The organism is Streptomyces sp. NPDC107500 (assembly GCF_055582785.1).
In genome coordinates, this window is the sequence record NZ_JBVJPF010000005.1 from 399,258 (window position 1) to 417,139 (window position 17,882).

20 protein-coding genes and 1 tRNA gene are annotated in these 17,882 nt (G+C 69.9%); 10 read left to right on the forward strand and 11 right to left on the reverse strand.

Annotation, left to right across the window (positions count from 1 at the left end):
- Positions 1-400: 400 nt before the first annotated feature.
- The gene (locus ACZ67M_RS22170) at positions 401-1,201 is read right to left on the reverse strand and encodes a carbon-nitrogen hydrolase family protein (RefSeq protein ID WP_469852357.1); all 801 of its coding nucleotides are present in this window, start codon (positions 1,199-1,201) and stop codon (positions 401-403) included.
- A gap of 12 nt (positions 1,202-1,213) precedes the next feature.
- The gene (locus ACZ67M_RS22175; RefSeq protein WP_361357097.1) at positions 1,214-2,569 is read right to left on the reverse strand and encodes an MFS transporter; all 1,356 of its coding nucleotides are present in this window, start codon (positions 2,567-2,569) and stop codon (positions 1,214-1,216) included.
- A gap of 126 nt (positions 2,570-2,695) precedes the next feature.
- On the opposite strand from ACZ67M_RS22175, the gene ACZ67M_RS22180 reads away from it, so the two are divergent.
- Positions 2,696-3,385, forward strand: a complete 690-nt coding sequence (locus ACZ67M_RS22180) for a DUF2848 domain-containing protein (RefSeq protein WP_361357100.1) — start codon at positions 2,696-2,698, stop codon at positions 3,383-3,385.
- 16 nt (positions 3,386-3,401) lie between these two features.
- On the opposite strand, the gene ACZ67M_RS22185 is transcribed toward ACZ67M_RS22180, so the two are convergent.
- From ACZ67M_RS22185 to ACZ67M_RS22195, 3 genes are all read right to left on the reverse strand, one after another.
- Positions 3,402-4,946: a fused MFS/spermidine synthase gene (locus ACZ67M_RS22185; protein ID WP_392011460.1), complete on the reverse strand. Its 1,545-nt coding sequence runs from the start codon at positions 4,944-4,946 to the stop codon at positions 3,402-3,404.
- A gap of 13 nt (positions 4,947-4,959) precedes the next feature.
- Complete coding sequence (locus ACZ67M_RS22190; protein WP_469852360.1) at positions 4,960-5,817, reverse strand: alpha/beta fold hydrolase; 858 nt, start codon at positions 5,815-5,817, stop codon at positions 4,960-4,962.
- 83 nt (positions 5,818-5,900) lie between these two features.
- On the reverse strand, positions 5,901-7,172 hold the full coding sequence (locus tag ACZ67M_RS22195) for an MFS transporter (protein ID WP_469852362.1): 1,272 nt from the start codon (positions 7,170-7,172) through the stop codon (positions 5,901-5,903).
- A 127-nt stretch (positions 7,173-7,299) separates the two neighbouring features.
- Here ACZ67M_RS22195 and ACZ67M_RS22200 point away from each other — a divergent pair, with 127 nt between their 5' ends.
- Positions 7,300-8,208 (forward strand): winged helix-turn-helix transcriptional regulator, encoded by a 909-nt coding sequence (locus ACZ67M_RS22200; protein WP_469852364.1) that lies wholly within the window; start codon positions 7,300-7,302, stop codon positions 8,206-8,208.
- 98 nt (positions 8,209-8,306) lie between these two features.
- On the opposite strand, the gene ACZ67M_RS22205 is transcribed toward ACZ67M_RS22200, so the two are convergent.
- The 3 genes from ACZ67M_RS22205 to ACZ67M_RS22215 all read right to left on the reverse strand — a co-directional run bounded on the left by ACZ67M_RS22205 (position 8,307) and on the right by ACZ67M_RS22215 (position 10,405).
- Complete coding sequence (locus ACZ67M_RS22205; RefSeq protein ID WP_122616709.1) at positions 8,307-8,555, reverse strand: SCO4226 family nickel-binding protein; 249 nt, start codon at positions 8,553-8,555, stop codon at positions 8,307-8,309.
- Positions 8,556-8,705: 150 nt separating this feature from the next.
- Positions 8,706-9,713, reverse strand: coding sequence for a sporulation protein (locus ACZ67M_RS22210; RefSeq protein WP_469852592.1), 1,008 nt, complete (start codon positions 9,711-9,713; stop codon positions 8,706-8,708).
- A 221-nt stretch (positions 9,714-9,934) separates the two neighbouring features.
- On the reverse strand, positions 9,935-10,405 hold the full coding sequence (locus ACZ67M_RS22215) for an ArsI/CadI family heavy metal resistance metalloenzyme (RefSeq protein ID WP_469852366.1): 471 nt from the start codon (positions 10,403-10,405) through the stop codon (positions 9,935-9,937).
- 79 nt (positions 10,406-10,484) lie between these two features.
- On the opposite strand from ACZ67M_RS22215, the gene ACZ67M_RS22220 reads away from it, so the two are divergent.
- The 6 genes from ACZ67M_RS22220 (at position 10,485) to ACZ67M_RS22245 (ending at position 13,767) form a co-directional block, all read left to right on the forward strand.
- Positions 10,485-10,892: an ArsR/SmtB family transcription factor gene (locus ACZ67M_RS22220; RefSeq protein ID WP_469852368.1), complete on the forward strand. Its 408-nt coding sequence runs from the start codon at positions 10,485-10,487 to the stop codon at positions 10,890-10,892.
- Positions 10,889-11,989: an ACR3 family arsenite efflux transporter gene (gene arsB / locus ACZ67M_RS22225; protein ID WP_469852370.1), complete on the forward strand. Its 1,101-nt coding sequence runs from the start codon at positions 10,889-10,891 to the stop codon at positions 11,987-11,989. Before ACZ67M_RS22220 ends, arsB begins: the two co-directional genes overlap by 4 nt.
- Complete coding sequence (locus ACZ67M_RS22230; RefSeq protein WP_469852372.1) at positions 11,982-12,431, forward strand: arsenate reductase ArsC; 450 nt, start codon at positions 11,982-11,984, stop codon at positions 12,429-12,431. The genes arsB and ACZ67M_RS22230 overlap by 8 nt, the downstream gene beginning before the upstream one ends.
- 75 nt (positions 12,432-12,506) lie before the next feature.
- Positions 12,507-12,938 (forward strand): DUF7144 family membrane protein, encoded by a 432-nt coding sequence (locus tag ACZ67M_RS22235; protein WP_467320536.1) that lies wholly within the window; start codon positions 12,507-12,509, stop codon positions 12,936-12,938.
- Positions 12,939-13,090: 152 nt separating this feature from the next.
- On the forward strand, positions 13,091-13,372 hold the full coding sequence (locus ACZ67M_RS22240) for a hypothetical protein (protein WP_164251275.1): 282 nt from the start codon (positions 13,091-13,093) through the stop codon (positions 13,370-13,372).
- A complete protein-coding gene (locus ACZ67M_RS22245; RefSeq protein WP_469852375.1) occupies positions 13,369-13,767 on the forward strand; it encodes a type II toxin-antitoxin system VapC family toxin in 399 nt (132 codons plus the stop codon). Before ACZ67M_RS22240 ends, ACZ67M_RS22245 begins: the two co-directional genes overlap by 4 nt.
- A gap of 408 nt (positions 13,768-14,175) precedes the next feature.
- Here the strand turns inward: ACZ67M_RS22245 and ACZ67M_RS22250 are convergent.
- A tRNA-Gly gene (locus ACZ67M_RS22250) sits at positions 14,176-14,249 on the reverse strand.
- A gap of 502 nt (positions 14,250-14,751) precedes the next feature.
- Here ACZ67M_RS22250 and dcd point away from each other — a divergent pair.
- Together dcd and ACZ67M_RS22260 are read left to right on the forward strand one after the other, a co-directional pair.
- A complete protein-coding gene (dcd, locus tag ACZ67M_RS22255) occupies positions 14,752-15,327 on the forward strand; it encodes a dCTP deaminase (protein WP_064728971.1) in 576 nt (191 codons plus the stop codon).
- A 13-nt stretch (positions 15,328-15,340) separates the two neighbouring features.
- The gene (locus ACZ67M_RS22260) at positions 15,341-15,850 is read left to right on the forward strand and encodes a phosphoribosyltransferase (protein WP_355283397.1); all 510 of its coding nucleotides are present in this window, start codon (positions 15,341-15,343) and stop codon (positions 15,848-15,850) included.
- Positions 15,851-16,097: 247 nt separating this feature from the next.
- On the opposite strand, the gene ACZ67M_RS22265 is transcribed toward ACZ67M_RS22260, so the two are convergent.
- Together ACZ67M_RS22265 and ACZ67M_RS22270 are read right to left on the reverse strand one after the other, a co-directional pair.
- Positions 16,098-17,231, reverse strand: coding sequence for a helix-turn-helix domain-containing protein (locus ACZ67M_RS22265; RefSeq protein ID WP_469852378.1), 1,134 nt, complete (start codon positions 17,229-17,231; stop codon positions 16,098-16,100).
- A 40-nt stretch (positions 17,232-17,271) separates the two neighbouring features.
- Positions 17,272-17,754 carry a hypothetical protein gene (locus ACZ67M_RS22270; RefSeq protein WP_469852380.1) on the reverse strand — a complete coding sequence of 161 codons (483 nt, stop codon included), beginning with the start codon at positions 17,752-17,754 and terminating at the stop codon, positions 17,272-17,274.
- Between the last annotated feature and the right edge of the window lie 128 nt (positions 17,755-17,882).

Consider the following 17,882-nt stretch of genomic DNA (forward strand, 5'->3'; position numbering starts at 1 on the left):
CCGGGGCATACGCGTGCCCCCGCTCCCAGGCTCGTTCGGGGCCCCGGCTCCCCCGGCTCACGAATCCCCCAGCCCCTGGCCCCTGGCCCCATGGAACCCCCGGCCCCGGCTCCCTCGGCCCGCCGGCTCCCCCCCCCGGCTACCTCGGGCCCCCGGCTACCTCGGCCCTCCGGCTACCTCGGGCCCACGACTCCCTCGGCCCTCCGGCTACCTCGGGCCCACGACTCCTTCTGGCTCACGGCTCCCTCGGCCCTCCGGCTCCCTCGCCCCCGGCTCCTTCAGCCCCAGCCTCCCCAGCCCCCCGGCCCACACCGAGGCCGGCCCCGAGCCGCGCCGAAGCCTCCCCCGCCCCGTCACCCCGTCGCCCCGGTCACCCCTCAACGGGGCCGGGGGACGGCATTCACCGCCTCCACACCTCGGGACGCCGGTTCGCCAGCACGGAGATCCGTTGCCGGACCGCGGCGACCTCGTCCACGTCGAGGTCCGCCACCAGCAGCTCGGGCCCGGCGCCCAGCGCGTGCCGTACGGTCCCGTCGGGTCCGACGACGCGGCTGTGCCCGATACCGGTCGGCGCGGAGCCCGGTCCGGCGTCCGTGCCGGGATCCGCCTGGCCCACGGCGGCCAGCCACACGGTGGCGTCCAGCGCACGGGCCCGCGCCAGCAGCTCCCACTGCTCCGGCTTGCCCGGCCCCGCACCCCAGGACGCGCCCAGCAGCGTGGCGACGGCACCGGCGTCGGCGTGCGCCCGGAACAGCTCCGGGAAGCGGATGTCGTAGCAGGTGGCGAGCCCCAGCCGTACGCCGTCCACGTCGATGACCGTCGTGGCCGAGCCCGCGGCGACCGTGTCGGACTCACGGAATCCGAAGGCGTCGTACAGATGGATCTTGTCGTAGGAGGCGTCGACCCCGGCCCCGGTGGCGATCAGGGTGTTGGCCACCCGCCCTGCGCCGGCCGGGGTGAACATGCCGGCCACGACGACCGTGCCGGTGGCGGCGGCGATCCGCCGGACGCCGTCGGCCCACGGCCCGTCCAGCGGCTCGGCGAGCGGTGCCAAGGGGGTGCCGAAGCAGGCCATCGTCGCCTCCGGGAAGGCGACGACACGGGCTCCGGCGTCCGCCGCCCGCCGGGTCCACTCCTCGACGAGCAGGAGATTCTTCTCGGGGTCGGGGCCGGTGGTGAGCTGGCTCAGGGCGATGCGCACGGTGCGTCCTCCTCAGAGGCGAGTGGGTACGGTGTCCGCCTTCGGCGCCGCGAGGGCGGCGTCCTCGTCGAGGGCGGCGTCGGGGTCGCGCCCCAGCCAGACGCCGACGAGGGTGACGGCCGAGGCGAGGGCGATGTACACGGCCAGCGGCGCCCACGTGCCGTACGCGCTCAGCAGGCTGGTGAAGAGCAGCGGGGCGACGGCGCCGCCGATGATCCCGGCCAGCGTGTAGGCCAGGGACGAGCCGGTCGAGCGCAGGTGGGGCGCGAACTGCTCGGTGATGAAGGCGGCCTGCGGACCGTACAGGCAGCAGTGGATCACCAGGCCCACGACGACCCCCGTGGCGAGCGGCAGCCAGGTGCCGCCGCCGATCATCGGGAAGAACACGAAGGGCCACACACCGGCGGCCACCGTGGCGACGCCGTACAGCAGACGGCGGTTGACCCGGTCGGAGAGCGCGCCGGCCAGCGGCATGAGGAAGACCTGGATCGAGGAGCCGATGAGCACGGCCGCGAGGGCGGAGCCGCGTGACATGCCGAGTTCCTCGGTGGCGTACGTGAGGACGAAGACGGTGAACATGGCGTACAGCACGTCGGGGCCCACGCGGCACAGGATCGCGGCCAGCAGGGCGCGGGGCTGGGTGGTGAAGACCTCGCGGACCGGCGCCTGGGGCCGGGACTGCTCGGCCTCCATCGCCTTGAACACCGGGGTCTCCTCCAGCTTCGCCCGGATCCACAGCCCGAACGCGACGAGGACGCCCGAGAAGAGGAACGCCACACGCCAGCCCCACGACTCGAACTGCGCCTCGGTCAGCAGCGCGCCGAGCGCCGCCAGCACGCCGTTGGCCAGCAGGTTTCCGGCCGGTGGGCCGACCTGGGCGGCGGAGGCGTAGAAGCCGCGGCGGCGCGGGTCCCCGAACTCGCTGGACAGCAGTACGGCACCGCCCCACTCGCCGCCGACGCCGACGCCCTGCGCGAAGCGCAGCACGACCAGCGCGATCGGGGCGGCCACGCCGGCCGTCGAGTACGCGGGCAGCACGCCGATCAGGAACGTCGCCGCCCCGATGAGCACCAGCGTGGCGATCAGCACCTTCTTGCGGCCGATCACGTCACCGAGCCGGCCGAAGACGAACCCGCCCAGCGGGCGTGACACGTACCCGACCGCGTAGGTGGAGAAGGCCAGGAGCGTGCCGGTGAGGGGGTCCTCCGAAGGGAAGAACAGGTCGCCGAAGACCAGGGCGGCCGCGGCGGAGTAGACGGCGAAGTCGTACCACTCCAGCGCCGTGCCGGTCAGGCTCGCGACGAAGGCCCGGCGGACGCCGGAGTGCCGCGCGGGCGGCGTGGTGCCGTCCTTCGAGGTGTCGGGCATGGTTCCCATCCTTGCTCGGGGACGTCGGGGGACATCGACCTCCCGGCATACTTCTTGTATACAGGTCGTATGCGCAACCCTTTGCGCGAGAGATTCACCGCGGACCCGAACTCTGGGAGTGCCCTCATGGCCGTGCTGCTGACCTTCGAACTGCCCGACGGATCGACGCGCGAGGTCGACGTCGTCCAGGTCCTCAACGCCGGGTACGCCGGACGCAGCCAGGAGGACGTCGCCGCGCACGTCGCGGAACTGGCCGAGCTGGGCGTGCCCGGTCCGTCCGTGACGCCTGCCCTCTACCCCGTCTCCCCATACCTCGCCCAGCAGACCGACCGGGTCCAGGCGCAGCACGGGCACACCTCGGGCGAGGCGGAGTGGGCGCTGGTCGTGGCGGACGACGGGGAGCTGCTGCTGACCGCCGCCTGCGACCACACCGACCGCGACCTGGAGGTGCACGGCGTGGCCTGGAGCAAGAACGCCGGCCCCGACGTCCTGGCCCGCCGCGCCTGGCGGCTGGCCGACGTGGAGTCCCGCCTCGACGACCTCACCCTGCGCGCCTGGGTCACCCACGGCGACACGTCGACGCAGATCCAGCACGGCACCCTGGCGGAACTCCTCGCCCCCGCCTACTGGATCGACGTCCTGCGCTCACGCGGCGGGCTCACGCCCGGCACCGTCCTGATCTCCGGCACCATCCCCATGACCCCCGGCGTCGACCAGTTCGCCGACGGCTGGACCGTGGAGCTGGCCGACCCCGCCACCGGGGACACGATCCGCCTTCGGTACGACGTCCAGCCCATGCCGGCGCCCATCGGCTGAGCGCGCCGGCCTCGCGTCACGGGCCGCGGCGGGTGGCGGCCGGCTGGAGGAGCTGGTCGACGGGCGCGTAGTCGTCGGTGAGCGGCCGGGCGTCGCCGGTCCAGGAGGCGACCCCGTCACCACCGATGATCTTCCAGCCGGTCCGCCGGGCGTCGAGCGCCCGCTGCGCCGCGCGCAGGTCGACGGGCCGGTCGGAGGCGAGCACGACCAGGTTGCCGCCGTCGGCCCCGGTGTCCGGGTCGAGGCCGATGTCGGCGGGTTCGCCGACGAGGGCGACGTGCTCGAAGACCTCGCCGAGGGTGGCGGCTTCGGCACGCGCGAAGTCGAGTCCCCCGTGGTCGATGAGATTGGCGACGTACAGCCCGCCCTCCCGCAGCACCCGCCGTACGTCGGTCATCGCCTCCACCGTGGTGAGGTGCCACGGCACGCTGACGCCCCCGAAGGCGTCGCCGACGACGAGGTCCCGACTGCCGGCGTCCAGGCGCCGCAGACCGAGCCGGCCGTCCTCGACCCGTACGTCGACACCGGCGGCCGACCCGAGACCGAGCCGCTCCCGGTCGATCCGGACGACGCCGCTGTCGATCTCGGAGACGAGGCTGCGCGTCCCGGGCCGCGTGGCGGCGAGGTACCGGGGAAGGGTGAGCCCGCCACCGCCCAGGTGATGGGCGGCGAGCGGCTCACCCTTGGGGAACGCGGAGTCGGCCACGGACGCGATGGCGCGTACGTACGCGAACTCCAGGAACGTCGGATCGTCGACGTCGACGTACGAGTGCCGTACGCCGTCCAGGACCAGCGTGCGCCCGCCGTCCCGCTCGGGATCCGCGACGACCCGCGCGCAGTGGTAGCGGGTCTCGGCGTCGCAGCCCCCGGGCGCGACCGCGGTGGCGAGACCCCCGGCGACGATCACGAGGGCCAGGGCGGGCGCACCGCTCCACCCGCGCGTGCGCCACTCGACCACCGCCGAACCGGCCACCAGCAGCGTGCCGAGCCCGATCAGGATGCCGCTGACCGGCAACCGCGACACGAGGACGAAGCCGGTGAGGACGGTCCCGAAGATGGCCCCGACGGTGCCGACCCCCGACAGCCGTCCGACGACCGTGCCGGTCTCGGCGAGGCTGGTGAGCCGCAGCTTCGTCACCATCGGCGTCACCGCGGACAGCAGCGCGCCCGGCACGAGGATGGTCAGCGACGCGATGAACAACAGCGCCGTCGGCGCCCACTCCGCGGTGGTACGCAGCACGGCGGGGGTGAGCCCCACGACCGCCCCCGACACCCCGAGCGAGGGCCCGAGCAGCCGTCGGGGGTCGACCTGATCGGCGATCTTCCCCCCGAGCCACGACCCGACGGCGATGGCCGTGAGGGCGATGCCGATCACCATGGTGCTGGTCTCGAGGGTGAGCCCGAGATACGGAGCGAGCAGCCGCAGGGCAACGATCTCGACCACGAGCACGGCGGCGGAGGACCCGAACACGAGCGCGGCGGCGGCACGGGCACCCAACCCACGTACGCGCGACTTGCCTTCGGCGACGACTAAGGGCGACGAATCGGTCACGACCGACATCTTCCCACGCGATTCACGCCAGTTGGTCCGGAAGCGGTGAGGAAGTGGCCGGCGAGGCGGTGCCGGCGGGCCCGGCCGTCCGGAGGAAGTCCAGCAAGACGGTGTTGAAGCGCTCGGGCCGCTCGGCGCCCGGCAGGTGCCCGGCGCCGTCGATGACGCTCAGCGTGGCGTGCGGAACGAGGCGGGCGATGGCCTCGGCGTCGGAGACGGGCGTGTAGACGTCGTCCGCGCCGACCACGATCAACGTCGGCACCGCGACGGTGGCGAGGGTGTCCCGGTAGTCGGGGCGTTCGGCGCGGCCGCGCAGTGCCGCCGCGGCCCCACGGGGATCGGTGGCGCGCATCATGCCGAGCACGTGCGCGGCCACATCCGGGAGAGCGTCGACGTTGTACGAGGCGAGCATCTTGCCGATGACCTCGTCCGCGTAGCCCGCCATGCCCTCGGCGAGCAGCCGGTCGGCCAGGTGGTTGCGGTACGCCTTGCCCTCGTCGGTCTCGGCGGGGGCCGACGTGTCCGACAGGACGAGTGCCCGTACCCGCCCCGGGTGGCGGCGGCAGAACTCCATGGCGATCTGGCCCCCCATGGAGACGCCGCCGACCACCGCGCGTTCGATGCCCAGACGGTCCAGGAGGGCGGCGATGTCGTCGGCGAAGCCGGAGAGGAACACCTTGCCGGGCGTCACGTCGCTCTCCCCGTACCCCCGCAGGTCGGGAACGACCACCCGGTGCCCGGCCGCGACGAGGGCCCGGGCCTGGGGCGCCCACAGCGTGCGGTTGAACGGGTGTCCGTGGATCAGGACGACCGGCATCCCGTCCGGGGAGCCGAGGTCGTCGTAGTGGAGTGCGGTGTCGTCCACGGTCATACGGCTCATCGGGCGTCTCCCTGGCATCGGTCGTCGGCACGGCGGTCGTCGGCGGAGTGAAGGTGGCCCTGCGATTCTGCCCGGCACCGGCATCACTCGAAGTCCCTGCGGCGGCCTGCCGGGAACGTGAGCAGGTAGAGCGGCGGCAGGACCGCGGCGGCGCACACCGTCCACAGGGCCGCGTGCGTCCCGGCGTACGTGGCGAGCAGGCCGGCGGTGAGGGCGCCGAGGGGCTGGGCGCCCCAGGAGACGAAGCGGACGGTGGCCATGACGCGGGAGAGGAGTTCGGGCGGGGACGCGGTCTGGCGGTGGGTGCGGGTGGTGATCGACCCGATGGCGACCCCGAAGGCGAAGCCGGCGTTGCCCAGGGCGAACCAGTACGCGTCGGCGGCGGTCGTGGTCAGCGGGGCCAGCAGGGCGGCGGAGCCGCCGGCCAGCGCGGTCACGACGAGGCCCCGGGCGGTGCCGAACCGCCGCGTCAGCCGGACCGCCACGGCGGCACCCGCGAGTCCCCCGACTCCGTCCATGGCCAGTACCAGGCCGAGTTGTGCGGGGGTCAGTCCGGCCTCCCGGACCAGGTACAGGGGCGTGAGGGCGACCAGGGCGGCGCAGACGAAGTTGGTGGCGGTGGCCCAGAGCATGCAGGGCAGCATCACCGGGTGCCGCGTCACGTACGTCCAGCCTTCGCGGATCAGCCGGCCGGCGCCGTCGCCGGTGCGGGCGGCGGGACGGCGCTCGGGGAGTGTGCGCAGCAGCGCGGCGGAGAGCAGGTAGCTGGCGGCGTCCAGGAGGAGCGCCCCGACCGGGCCCGCGGCCTGCACGAGGAGGCCGCCCCCGGAGGGCCCGCCGGTCTCGGTGACGGCGTGCGTGCCGGACATCAGGCTGTTGCGGGCGGCGAGTTGCCGCTGCGGGACGATGGCGGGCAGAAACGTCGAGTTGCCGATGTCGAAGAGTACGGTCGCGGCGCCGGTGGCCAGGGCGGCGAGAAACAGGTGCGGGTAGCTGAGCCGGTCGAGCCACCACGCGAGCGGGAGGGATCCGACGGCGGCGAACCGTACGAGATCGAGGGTCACTTGGAGACGGCGGAGCGGGAGGCGCTGGGCGATCACTCCGGCCGGGAGGCTGAGCAGTAGCCAGGAGATCTGACCGGCGGCGGCGAGCAGGGCGGCCTGGAGCGCGGTGGCGTCGAGGACCGAGAGGGCGACCAAGGGGAGCGCGAGGGCGGTGACGGCGGTTCCGGCACTGCTGACGGTGGCGGCGGCCCAGTAGCGCCAGAAGACGGCCGAGGGCGAGGTCGCGTGGCCCGTGCCGCGGCGATCGTGCTGCGGGAGCGTCGGTGGCTCGCTCGTCGGTGGCTCGCTCATGCGGCGCCCGCCCTCCAGTGAGTCTCTTATGGGAACTTACTGCTGTGACTGAGTTCCTATCCGGAACTGACATGAGGGCGCAAGATGGTTTCCAGGACTGGAGCCGTATCCGGAGGACAGGGGAGCCATGGTCAGGGCGGTGCCCGAGCGGGACGCCGCCTGTGCGATCGCACAGGCGGCGGCGGTGGTCGGCGACTGGTGGAGCCTGCTCCTGGTACGGGAGACCGCACGCGGGCACCATCGTTTCGACGCGCTCCAGGAGGAGTTGGGGATCTCCCGCAAGGTGCTGACCGAGCGTCTCGCGCACCTGGTGGAGGTGGAGATCCTGGAGAAGGTGCCGTACCAGAGCGGCCCGGTGCGGTACGAGTACCGGCTGACGGAGAGCGGTCTCGGCCTGCTGCCGGTGCTGCTCTCGATGCAGGACTGGGCGGACCGCTGGCTGCTCGGCGACGGCTCGCTGAGCGGCACGGCCGACGAGGAGAGCGCCGAGGCGCGGAGGGTGGCGGACCTGCCGGGCGAGCGTTTGCCCCGCCTCGAACTGCCGGGGCACCGGGACGGCGACCCGATTGACCCGGTGGCCGAGGCCACGGCCACCGTCCTCTTCTGCTACCCGGCGACCGGCCGCCCGGGCCCGTTGCCGGACGGCTGGGCCGACATCCCGGGCGCCATCGGCTGCACGCTCGAGAACCGCCTTTTCCGGGACGCCTACGACGACTTCCGCGCGGCGGGCGCCGAGGTGCGCGGCGTGAGCACACAACGCCCGGACGAGCAAAGGGTGTTCGCGGTCGAGGAGGGCATCCCCTTCACCCTGCTCTCGGACGTCGACCTGCGCCTCGCCGCCGCTCTGCGGCTCCCTGTCTTCCGCGCGGGGCAGACGCTGCGACTGAAGCGGGCGGTCCTGGTGGTGGACCGCGAACGCGCGTTGCGCCTGGCCCGCTTTCCCGTGACGGACATCCCGGGGGCGGTGCGCGAGGCGCTGGCGGTGGTGCGGAGGGTGGCGGCGGAGAGCCGGGCGGCGCGCCAGTCACACCCTTGAGGGCGCGTGGGCCTGGTCACCGGGACCGCCCGCGCAACCCGCCCCCGCACGACACCGCGCGGATACGCCTCGCTCGCCGAGGCACCGGCGGACCGTCACTACAGCATGAGTGACACCGGGTAGATCTCGTCGGCGGTGTGGCCCGCCCGCTCGTGGGTCCGCTGGACCGCCTCCGCCGAGGGCCCTTCGGACAGGCACCACACGGTGCCGGAATCCGGGTCGGCCCAGGCCTGCTCGAAGTGCACGCCTTGGTCGCCCTGCACCGCCAGGTCGGCGTTGTGGGCGGCCAGGAACTGATCGCTCGTGATCCCCTTCATGCCGTGGTGCACGTCCATGAACTTCGTCATCGCTCCCACTCCTCCGGTCCCGTGACGGCACCGGGAACCGGCACCGCCGGCCCTGCCCCCTCCTTCCATGCTGCACCTGCGGGTCGCGACGGGCGACCCGCGGGAACAGGCGACCGGTCCAGGGTCTCCGCCCCCGGGCAGGCGCCGGTCTCAGTCCTCGCCCTCTCCTTCGTCGTCGCCCTCGAAGAAGTCACCGATCTCGTCGACGACTTCCGCGGCGACCATGCCACCGACCACGCCGACCGCGAGTCCGGCCGCTCCGGCGGCGATGGCCGTGCCGGCGCCGGGGCCCGAGCGGTGGTGTTCGTCGTGGTGATGACCACCGTGACCGTGCTGCCCGTGGTCGGTGAACGGGGCGCCGTGTCCGTACGCGGCCCCGGCCCCGTACGCCGCGCGGTGCTCGACGAGCCGCCGAACCCAGCCGTCCACCTCGGCCGCCCAGTCGCGGACGTCGTGGTGGCCCACGGCGAAGCGGGTGACGGTGTCCCGGCCGGGGGAGAGGAACCCGCCGCGCTTGTCGGCCTCCAGGACCACTTCGAGCCCGCCGGGTCCGGTCAGGAAGGTCACTTCGACCTCGTTGAGCTGGTGCGCGTACTGGGGGGCCGGGGCCAGCTCGATCTCCTGGTAGAAGGGCAGCTGCTGGCCCGTTCCCCCGATGTGCCCGTACTCCAGGTCGGCCGACTTGAAGCCGAAGCCGAGCTGTCCGAAGGCTTCCAGGACGGCTTCCTGGACCGGCAGGGCGGTGACGGTGAGGGGGTCGAGGTCGCCCTTGTCCTTGGCACCCGCGACCGCCAGCTCGGTGCGTACGCCGAGCACGATGCCGAGCGGCTGTCCGTACAGCTCGGTGATCGGCGTCTCCCAGGGCAGCGTGACGTGGAAGGGCACACTGTGCGATGCCTCCGCCCCGAGCCGGAAGCCGCCGCCGACGGTGAACCGGTCGAAGACGACGAAGCCCTCGCTCTCCCCGTCCTCGTGCTCCGCCTCGACCCTGGCCACGAGTTCGAGCGTGATGTGCTCGATGTCGAAGTCGGCCTGTCCGCCCTTGAGATGGACCTGCCCGGTCAGCGTGCCGCCGGGCAGGACGGGCTCCGGCTGGAGAAGCGTGTCGACCGTGGGAGCGCCCACGCCGAGGGAGCCGAGAAGCCGCTTGAACACCATCGTGGCGTTCACTCCTTAAGAGTGCTCGTGGTTCGTGAGGCGGCGCCGTCCGGCCACCGGAAGGATGCGCACGGAGGACACCTGGCCGCCGCCCAGGGCCGCCCCTGGTCTTGTTTCTACAAACAAGTAGAAGCATAGAGCTGGCCCGGCAGCCGGGAAGCCCGCCGCGGCCGACCCCGCCCGGAAAGGCCGAAAGACGCCCCTGAGTCGACTCGCCACCCCTAGCCGCAGGCGCAGCCCGCGGCGCTCGGTGCCTCCTCGGCGGCCTGGCCGGTGCAGCAGCCGTCACCGGAGGCGTGCGGGTCGGTGCTCTTGCTGAGGGTGTCGGCGTCGGCCTTCACGACGTAGACCTCCCAGGGCTCCTTGCCGGGGCCGTGCACCCACACCTTGTCCTGGAGGGCGTAGCAGCAGGAGGTGTCGTTCTCCTCGAAGGTGGCCAGGCCGGCGTCCTTGAGGCGGGTCGTGGCCGCGGAGACCTGGTCGGTGGAGTCGACCTCGACGCCGAGGTGGTCCAGTCGGGTTTCCTCGCCGGGCTCACCCTCGATGAGGACGAGCTTGAGCGCGGGCTCGGTGATGGCGAAGTTGGCGTAGCCCTCGCGCCGCTTGGCCGGTTCGGTGCCGAACAGCTTCGAGTAGAAGGTGATCGACGCCTCCAGGTCACTGACACGCAGGGCGAGCTGAGCGCGGGACATGGCAGGACTCCCATCCGGTTGTTTTGATGTCTGTCGATACAACCTTGCGCTCTGATTCGAAGGATGTCAACATAGAGAAATGTCGAATCAAGAGCTGGTGGTGCTCGGCCGGACCGACGAGGCTGGGGCCTGCTGCCCCGGGTTGCTGACCGCTCCCCTGGACGAGGGCCAGGCCCTGGAGCTGGCGAAGGTGTTCAAGGCGCTGGGCGACCCGGTGCGGCTGCGCCTGTTGTCGCTCATCGCCTCACGGGCGGGCGGTGAGGTGTGCGTCTGCGACCTGACCCCGGCTTTCGATCTGTCCCAGCCGACGATCTCGCACCACCTGAAGCTGCTCCGGCAGGCAGGCCTCATCGACTGCGAACGGCGCGGCACGTGGGTCTACTACTGGCTGGTTCCGGAGATGACCGACCAACTGGCGAGCATCTTGACCCGCCCCACCGGCGAGCCTCTGCCCGACCGCGGCACGCCGGCCGGCGCTGCTTCGTGAGTGGTCCTGCTCCTGATCGGCACGTAGCGGGGCGCCTGTCCTTCGTGGACCGCTACCTCGCTGTCTGGATCCTCGTAGCCATGGCTGCCGGGCTGGGCCTGGGCCGCTTGGTTCCGGGCCTGGGGGACACGCTGGCCAGGGTGACCGTGACGGGGGTGTCCCTGCCGATCGCGCTGGGCCTGCTCGTGATGATGTACCCGGTGCTGGCCAAGGTCCGCTACGACAGCCTCGGCACCGTCACCCGCGACCGCCGCCTGCTGCTGCCGTCCCTGCTGCTCAACTGGATCGTCGGCCCGGCGCTCATGTTCGCCCTGGCCTGGCTGTTCCTGCCGGACCTGCCCGCCTACCGCACCGGCCTGATCATCGTCGGCCTGGCCCGCTGCATCGCCATGGTCGTCATCTGGAACGACCTCGCCTGCGGCCACCGCGAGGCCGCCGCGGTGCTCGTCGCCGTGAACTCCGTCTTCCAGGTCATCGCGTTCTCGGGGCTCGGCTGGTTCTACCTCTCCGTCCTGCCCGGCCGGCTCGGCCTGGAGCAGACCGGTCTGGACGTCTCGGTGTGGGAGATCGCCCGCAGCGTGCTCGTCTTCCTCGGCATCCCGCTCGCGGCCGGCTACCTCACCCGCCGCATCGGCGAGCAGACCAAGGGCCGCGCCTGGTACGAAGCCGAACTCGTCCCGCGCATCGGCCCCTTCGCCCTGTACGGCCTGCTCTTCACGATCGTCATCCTCTTCGCCCTGCAAGGCGAGGCCATCACCTCGCAGCCCCTCGACGTCGCCCGCATCGCCCTGCCGCTGCTGGTCTACTTCGCGATCATGTGGGCCGGTTCGATGCTCGTGGGACGGGCGGTCGGCCTCGACCACCCACGCGCGACGACGCTGGCCTTCACCGCCGCGGGCAACAACTTCGAACTGGCCATCGCGGTCGCCATCGCCACGTTCGGCGCCTCCTCCGGCCAGGCCCTCGCCGGCGTCGTGGGCCCGCTCATCGAGGTGCCCGTACTCATCGGCCTCGTGTACGTCGCCCTGTACGCACGCCGCTACTTCACCACCCCGACCGCTACCCCCGCGCCCGAGAAGGACGCCGTCCATGCCTGACACCGCCACCCCGTCCGTCCTGTTCGTCTGCGTCCACAACGCCGGACGCTCGCAGATGGCCGCCGCCTTCCTCACCCACCTCGCGGGGGACCGCGTCCAGGTCCGGTCCGCCGGCTCCGCCCCCGCCGCCGGCGTCAATCCGGCCGTCGTCGCGGCCATGGCGGAGGTGGGCATCGACATCGCGGAAGAGGTACCCAAGGTCCTCACGGCCGAGGCGGTCCAGGCGTCCGACGTCGTGATCACGATGGGCTGCGGCGACACCTGCCCGGTCTTCCCCGGCAAGCGCTACCTCGACTGGCAGCTTCCCGACCCGGCAGGGCAAGGGGTCGACGCCGTCCGCCCGATCCGCGACGAGATCGAAAGGCGCATCCGCGGCCTGCTCGCCGACATCGCTCCGGCGGGCCAGGACGGCTGGAGTCGCGGTCCCGAAGGATCGCGGTGATCCTGTCAGTGGAGCGTTACTGACGTCGCACGGGCTGTGTGCGTCGGCGACCGTGCTGTACAGGAGGTGGCGGTCATGACAACGATTCCGGGCGCGACACGGCGGGGGCACGGCGAACCGGGCGACAGCGAAAGCCTCAGCGGCGCGTCCCTGTTCGCCGGCGCCGTGATGATGCTCAGCGGACCGCTCAGCATCCTCATGGGGGCGTCCGGCATCGCGAGGGACAACTTGTTCGCCGCGTCCCAGTACGCCTACCGGTTCGACCTGACAGCTTGGGGCTGGATCCACATCGCGGTCGGCCTGGCACTCGTCATTGCCGGCATGGGAGTCGTCACGAACCAGAGCTGGGGGCGTGGCGCGGGCGCAGTGGCGGCGGGGATCAGCCTGATCACCCAGTTCATGTTCGTCCCGTACTACCCCCTGTGGGCCATCCCCGTGATGACACTCGACCTCTTCATCATCTTCGCCCTGACGAGATTCCACGCCGGAACCGACGGCGGTCGGTGAACATCCTCAGCCCGCTCGCAAAGGTTCCATGGCTCTGACCAGTATTGATACCTGCCCCCCGAGGACGTCGGAAAGCGGCAGGCCGGCGCCACTCAGAGCCGCGCGGTGCCACTTTCCACCCGCTGTGCTATTTCGAATGGCATACTCGGAGTGTGACTGACGACGACGTTGACTTCCCGCCCGGCGACGGCCCCACCAGTGGTATCTCCGTCACCTTGACCGCCGGAACCCTGCAGGCCATCCGTGAGCGGGTCGGCAAGCGAGGTGTCTCGGCTTACCTGGAGAAGGCGGCGCAGCGGCAGATCGAGCGCGACAATCTGGACGAGCTGATCGCAGACTTCGACAAGGTGCACGGTCCGGCCGATTCCGAGGCCGTGGCGGCCAAGCGTGCCCGGCTGACCGGAGGCGCCACGAACGCCGGGGCGGCCGCGTGAGCGGTGTCCTGGTCCTGGACAGCGAGGGACTGGCGAAGGCCGTACACCGGGATCGGGAAATCCACGAGTGGCTGACGGCGGCGCGCGACGCGGATCTGCCCGTGATCACCTCCGCGGCCGTGTTGGTCGAGGTGATCCATCCGAAGATCAACGACGCCGCACTGAGGTGGACCCTGTCCCGTCTGAGCGTCGAGCCGGTGACCCAAGCCGTCGCGCAATCCGCTGCCGCCTTGCTGCGGGCAACGGGGCTGCACGGCCACCGATACGCCATCGACGCCATGCTGTGCGCGACCGCCCTGCAGCATCCCGGCAGGGTGACGATCCTGACTTCCGACGTAGAAGACGTCGGGATGCTCACTGCCGGGCATCCACGCGTGAGCGCCGAAAAGGTCTGAGCCGAGGCAACCGCCGGCAAGACGTGCTCTCCTATGTCTCCCTTCTCACGTTCCAGCAGTCGATCACTTCAGCAGTCTGCAAGCCCACGCGCTTGCCGCGTTGCCCTGCCCTCACCGTCGCCTTAGTGGCATTCGCATCCAGGAGAAGCCTCACCCGCTGCCCCTCGAAGCCCGTCTCCCACCGCGAGACTCGCTCAACTGCGAATGCGCGGGCGTAGTTGGCAGGCAAGGCGCGGAGAAAGACGGTCCCAGCGGTCTGGACGCGCAGGATCGCGATGGTCAGCGGGATCGAGTCCGCCGGGCTCGGACGGAGGCTGCCAAAGACGACCGACGAGCTTTCATGCACGCGACGGGTGATCGCCAAAGGACAACGAAAAAGGCCCGGGTCGATGACCTGGGCCTTAACCATGGAGCGGGTGACGAGAATCGAACTCGCGCTCTCAGCTTGGGAAGCTGATGTTCTACCATTAAACTACACCCGCGCAAGACGCCGACCACGGTCGGTGCCTGGACGCTCGCTCACTCTACCCCATCGCTGGCCCCCGGTGTTCCCGCCGCGGGGCCGCCGGTCGTTCCGGGGGGTGGGATCCGGCTGCGGGTGGGCCGAGTTGGCGCGTACGGTGGGGGCGTTGGAGTGGGTGCGCGTGAGGGCGGAGTGCCGCCTGGAGAGTCGTCTCTTTCATCCCGTACTGTGGCATTTGTCGTCAGCGTAGACAGCCTGACGCGGCTCTTGGGGAAGGGACTTGAAGGACTTGATGGAGCGCACCACCGTCGTCCGCTGTGCCGATGGGCACGTGTTCACCGCCGCCTCGTTCCCGATGCAGCAGGCCGAGCGACTCGGCCCCGGCAGGCTCGTCCGATGTCCGCGGTGTGCGCGGCTGAGGAGCGCCGTGCCGGTGGGTTCGCAGCAGCGGTAGGGCAGGATCGGGCGCGCGGTGCGGCGGCGGTTGTCGCAGCTCCGCGCGCCTTGCGTATCCTCGGTGCGTGCTTCTCTCAGACAAGGACATCCGGGCCGAGATCGACTCCGGGCGGGTGCGGATCGATCCGTTCGACGACTCCATGGTGCAGCCGTCGAGTATCGACGTGCGCCTCGACCGCTACTTCCGGGTGTTCGAGAACCACCGGTACCCGCACATCGACCCCTCCGTGGAGCAGGTGGATCTGACCCGGCTCGTGGAGCCGGAGGGCGACGAGCCGTTCATCCTGCATCCCGGCGAGTTCGTGCTGGCCAGTACGTACGAGGTCGTCTCGCTGCCCGATGATCTCGCCTCGCGGCTGGAGGGGAAGAGCTCGCTCGGGCGGCTCGGCCTCGTCACGCACTCCACCGCCGGGTTCATCGACCCCGGGTTCTCCGGGCACGTGACGCTGGAGCTGAGCAATCTCGCGACCCTGCCCATCAAGCTGTGGCCGGGGATGAAGATCGGGCAGCTCTGCATGTTCCGGCTCACGTCGCCGGCCGAGCACCCGTACGGGAGCGAGCGGTACGGGTCCCGTTACCAGGGGCAGCGGGGGCCGACCGCCTCCCGCTCCTTCCTCAACTTCCATCGGACCCAGGTATGAGCAGGACGCGCGCATGAGTGATGTTCGGGAGAATCTGACCTACGAGCAGTTCGGCGTCGCCGTGCGCGAACTCGCTCAGACGATCGCGGACGACGGGTACGAGCCGGACATAGTGCTCTCCATCGCCCGCGGTGGCGTCTTCGTGGCGGGCGGGCTGGCCTACGCGCTGGACTGCAAGAACATCCACCTCGTGAACGTCGAGTTCTACACCGGCGTCGGGACCACGCTCGACATGCCCGTCATGCTCGCGCCCGTCCCCAACGTCATCGACTTCTCCGACAAGAAGGTCCTGATCACCGACGACGTCGCCGACACCGGCAAGACGCTCAAGCTGGTCCGGGACTTCTGCCTCGACACCGTCGCCGAGGTCCGCAGCGCGGTGATCTATGAGAAGTCGCACTCGCTGGTCCAGTGCGAGTACGTGTGGAAGCGGACCGATGAGTGGATTAATTTCCCGTGGAGTGTCTTGCCTCCAGTACATAGGTCGGGAACGGCGCCCAAGGAGAACAAGGAAGCGCTCTGACCTGCGGCGGCCCTGCACAGTGTCCACGAGGGAGCCCTTCGGAGACCCTCCGGAGGGCTCTCAGGCATGGTGGTGCCTTCCGATCCGCGGTTCTAGGCGGACCAGTCAGTGACGGTCATACCGGCCGCCGCCAGTACCCCGGAAGTCAGGGAACAAGGAGAGTTGCTGGGGTTGCGGTACTGCGCTGCTGTACGGATGGCACACGCCCTCCGCGAGCTATCTGCCTGCTCACTACGCACCGCCCCGCTTAACCTCTGGCTGCTCGCTTCACCTTGCGGACTGGAGATTCGTCAGCGCTCGAGGAAATCAATTTTAGGGTGGGGCGAGGGCCTGACGTGCGGACTCCTTCGCCATCTTGAGAGGTGAGGGTAAGTCCGAAGACATACTTACTCAGCTCATCGGGTTCAATATTTATTGACTTAGCGACGTCGGCAGCACTTATGCCTTTATCTCTCAAAGCTTTAAAAACTTTGCTGAAAACCTGAGAGGTTTCTCGTTGAATTCCTCCAGGCTCGCTGGTTCGATAGCCTCTTTTGCTGAGTTCGACAATGGCACTTCGGTACTGCCAATCGGACAGCATGCCAAGATCATGCAATCGATAGGTGAGCGCCATTGCGGCCACCTTCCAAATCTTTCGCCCCTTCAGGATCTGATCAAGGAAAGGGCCTTTAGGCATATGTGCAACGACACTCTTCCTGGGCATGATAAACGCACTAGCGAAGGCGTTTGCCTCCTGCTCGGCTTCCGGGCCAGTCAAGCTGCGAACGGGGCCATGCATCACAAGGTGGCCAAGTTCGTGGGCCGCGTCGAAACGTCCACGCTCCGCAGATTTCAAGGTATTGAGGAAGATGAAGGGTTTCTCTTGATGCCAGAACGAGAAAGCGTCGATCTCGGAGTACTCAGGTGCAAGACTGAATACGCGAACACCCTTGGATTCGAGCAGGTGAACCAGGTTGGAAATGGCGGCCTGCCCCAGACCCCATCGTGATCGAATCATCTCTGCCGCCGTCTCCGGGTCCGGCTTGTCCAGAGAGGGGATGTCTGCAGCGGGAAGACGGAATCTTTTGGAGATTTCCTCATCAAGTTCGAGCGCAAGGCGCCCGACAGAGAGGGCGACGTCACGCCGGCTCGCCGTCAGTTTACTCCGAGCGCGGAAGGCTACGGAGCCCGCTGGAATTTCATCCAAGTCTGCATCCAGAAAGAAGCTCTCCGGGAAGTTCAAGGTATCGGAAAGCTTCGCCAACGTCTCTTCTGATGGATGCTGACGGCCATGCTCATAGTTGGAGAGGCTTTGCGCACTGATGCCGACTTTGCGCGAGAGCTCCACAATGGTCATCCCGCGTCGCTTACGGGCCAGGGTAATCCGCGACGGTGTAACCATGCGATCATCTCTCCGACGGTTGTAGGAGCCGCCGAGCTGGCTAGATCTCCTCTACAAGAACATCAAAACCGCCATCTTCGTCGCGGCCGTCATCGATGACTACCGCTTCGAATGTCAGGCGAGGCATGATCACTCGATCGCGCCAGTCGACAATGTACCCCGAGTCACTGACAGGCTCCGGGAGGGACAATTCGTTGTAGACCGTGATCGTGTCGCCCTGGCGTACCCGGTAGGTGAGCAGCAGCCAGAGGTCAAGGGCCTCAATCGTCTCAGGTTCGAGGACCTCGGGGTGCCCTGCGTCCTCGTTACCGAACAACGTCAGGTCTCCGCCCGCAACGGCGTTTGCGAAGGCTTGCCCCTTGGGGTACCGACTCTTCGGCTTGATGGGGGCGGGCCACCCCGTACCCGAGTCTCCCGCCAGCACGCCGACCGCGACGGCCCGCTCCGGGTTGACGACCAAGGCCATGTTCTTGTGGTTGAGGAGCGTCCACCCTTCCTCAATCACCATGGTGTAGCGCAGCATCCCTACGCGAGCGATCCAGTCTCGGAGACCAGGCGCCGTCGGGGGTTCTGTCGGGGTGGCCTCGCGCCGAGCTGCTTCCCCAGCCCGGATGGCACGCTCGCAGTACTCCACCTTCATCCCGAGCGCTG

Excerpts from the sequence above, each read along its gene's own strand:
- ACZ67M_RS22175 (WP_361357097.1), bottom strand. The coding sequence starts at position 2,569 with ATGCCCGACACCTCGAAGGACGGCACCACGCCGCCCGCGCGGCACTCC.
- ACZ67M_RS22180 (WP_361357100.1), top strand. The coding sequence starts at position 2,696 with ATGGCCGTGCTGCTGACCTTCGAACTGCCCGACGGATCGACGCGCGAG.
- ACZ67M_RS22185 (WP_392011460.1), bottom strand. The coding sequence starts at position 4,946 with ATGTCGGTCGTGACCGATTCGTCGCCCTTAGTCGTCGCCGAAGGCAAG.
- ACZ67M_RS22190 (WP_469852360.1), bottom strand. The coding sequence starts at position 5,817 with ATGAGCCGTATGACCGTGGACGACACCGCACTCCACTACGACGACCTC.
- ACZ67M_RS22195 (WP_469852362.1), bottom strand. The coding sequence starts at position 7,172 with ATGAGCGAGCCACCGACGAGCGAGCCACCGACGCTCCCGCAGCACGAT.
- ACZ67M_RS22200 (WP_469852364.1), top strand. The coding sequence starts at position 7,300 with ATGGTCAGGGCGGTGCCCGAGCGGGACGCCGCCTGTGCGATCGCACAG.
- ACZ67M_RS22205 (WP_122616709.1), bottom strand. The coding sequence starts at position 8,555 with ATGACGAAGTTCATGGACGTGCACCACGGCATGAAGGGGATCACGAGC.
- ACZ67M_RS22210 (WP_469852592.1), bottom strand. The coding sequence starts at position 9,713 with ATGGTGTTCAAGCGGCTTCTCGGCTCCCTCGGCGTGGGCGCTCCCACG.
- ACZ67M_RS22215 (WP_469852366.1), bottom strand. The coding sequence starts at position 10,405 with ATGTCCCGCGCTCAGCTCGCCCTGCGTGTCAGTGACCTGGAGGCGTCG.
- ACZ67M_RS22220 (WP_469852368.1), top strand. The coding sequence starts at position 10,485 with ATGTCGAATCAAGAGCTGGTGGTGCTCGGCCGGACCGACGAGGCTGGG.
- ACZ67M_RS22230 (WP_469852372.1), top strand. The coding sequence starts at position 11,982 with ATGCCTGACACCGCCACCCCGTCCGTCCTGTTCGTCTGCGTCCACAAC.
- ACZ67M_RS22235 (WP_467320536.1), top strand. The coding sequence starts at position 12,507 with ATGACAACGATTCCGGGCGCGACACGGCGGGGGCACGGCGAACCGGGC.
- ACZ67M_RS22260 (WP_355283397.1), top strand. The coding sequence starts at position 15,341 with ATGAGTGATGTTCGGGAGAATCTGACCTACGAGCAGTTCGGCGTCGCC.
- ACZ67M_RS22265 (WP_469852378.1), bottom strand. The coding sequence starts at position 17,231 with ATGGTTACACCGTCGCGGATTACCCTGGCCCGTAAGCGACGCGGGATG.
- ACZ67M_RS22270 (WP_469852380.1), bottom strand. The coding sequence starts at position 17,754 with ATGCTGCGCTACACCATGGTGATTGAGGAAGGGTGGACGCTCCTCAAC.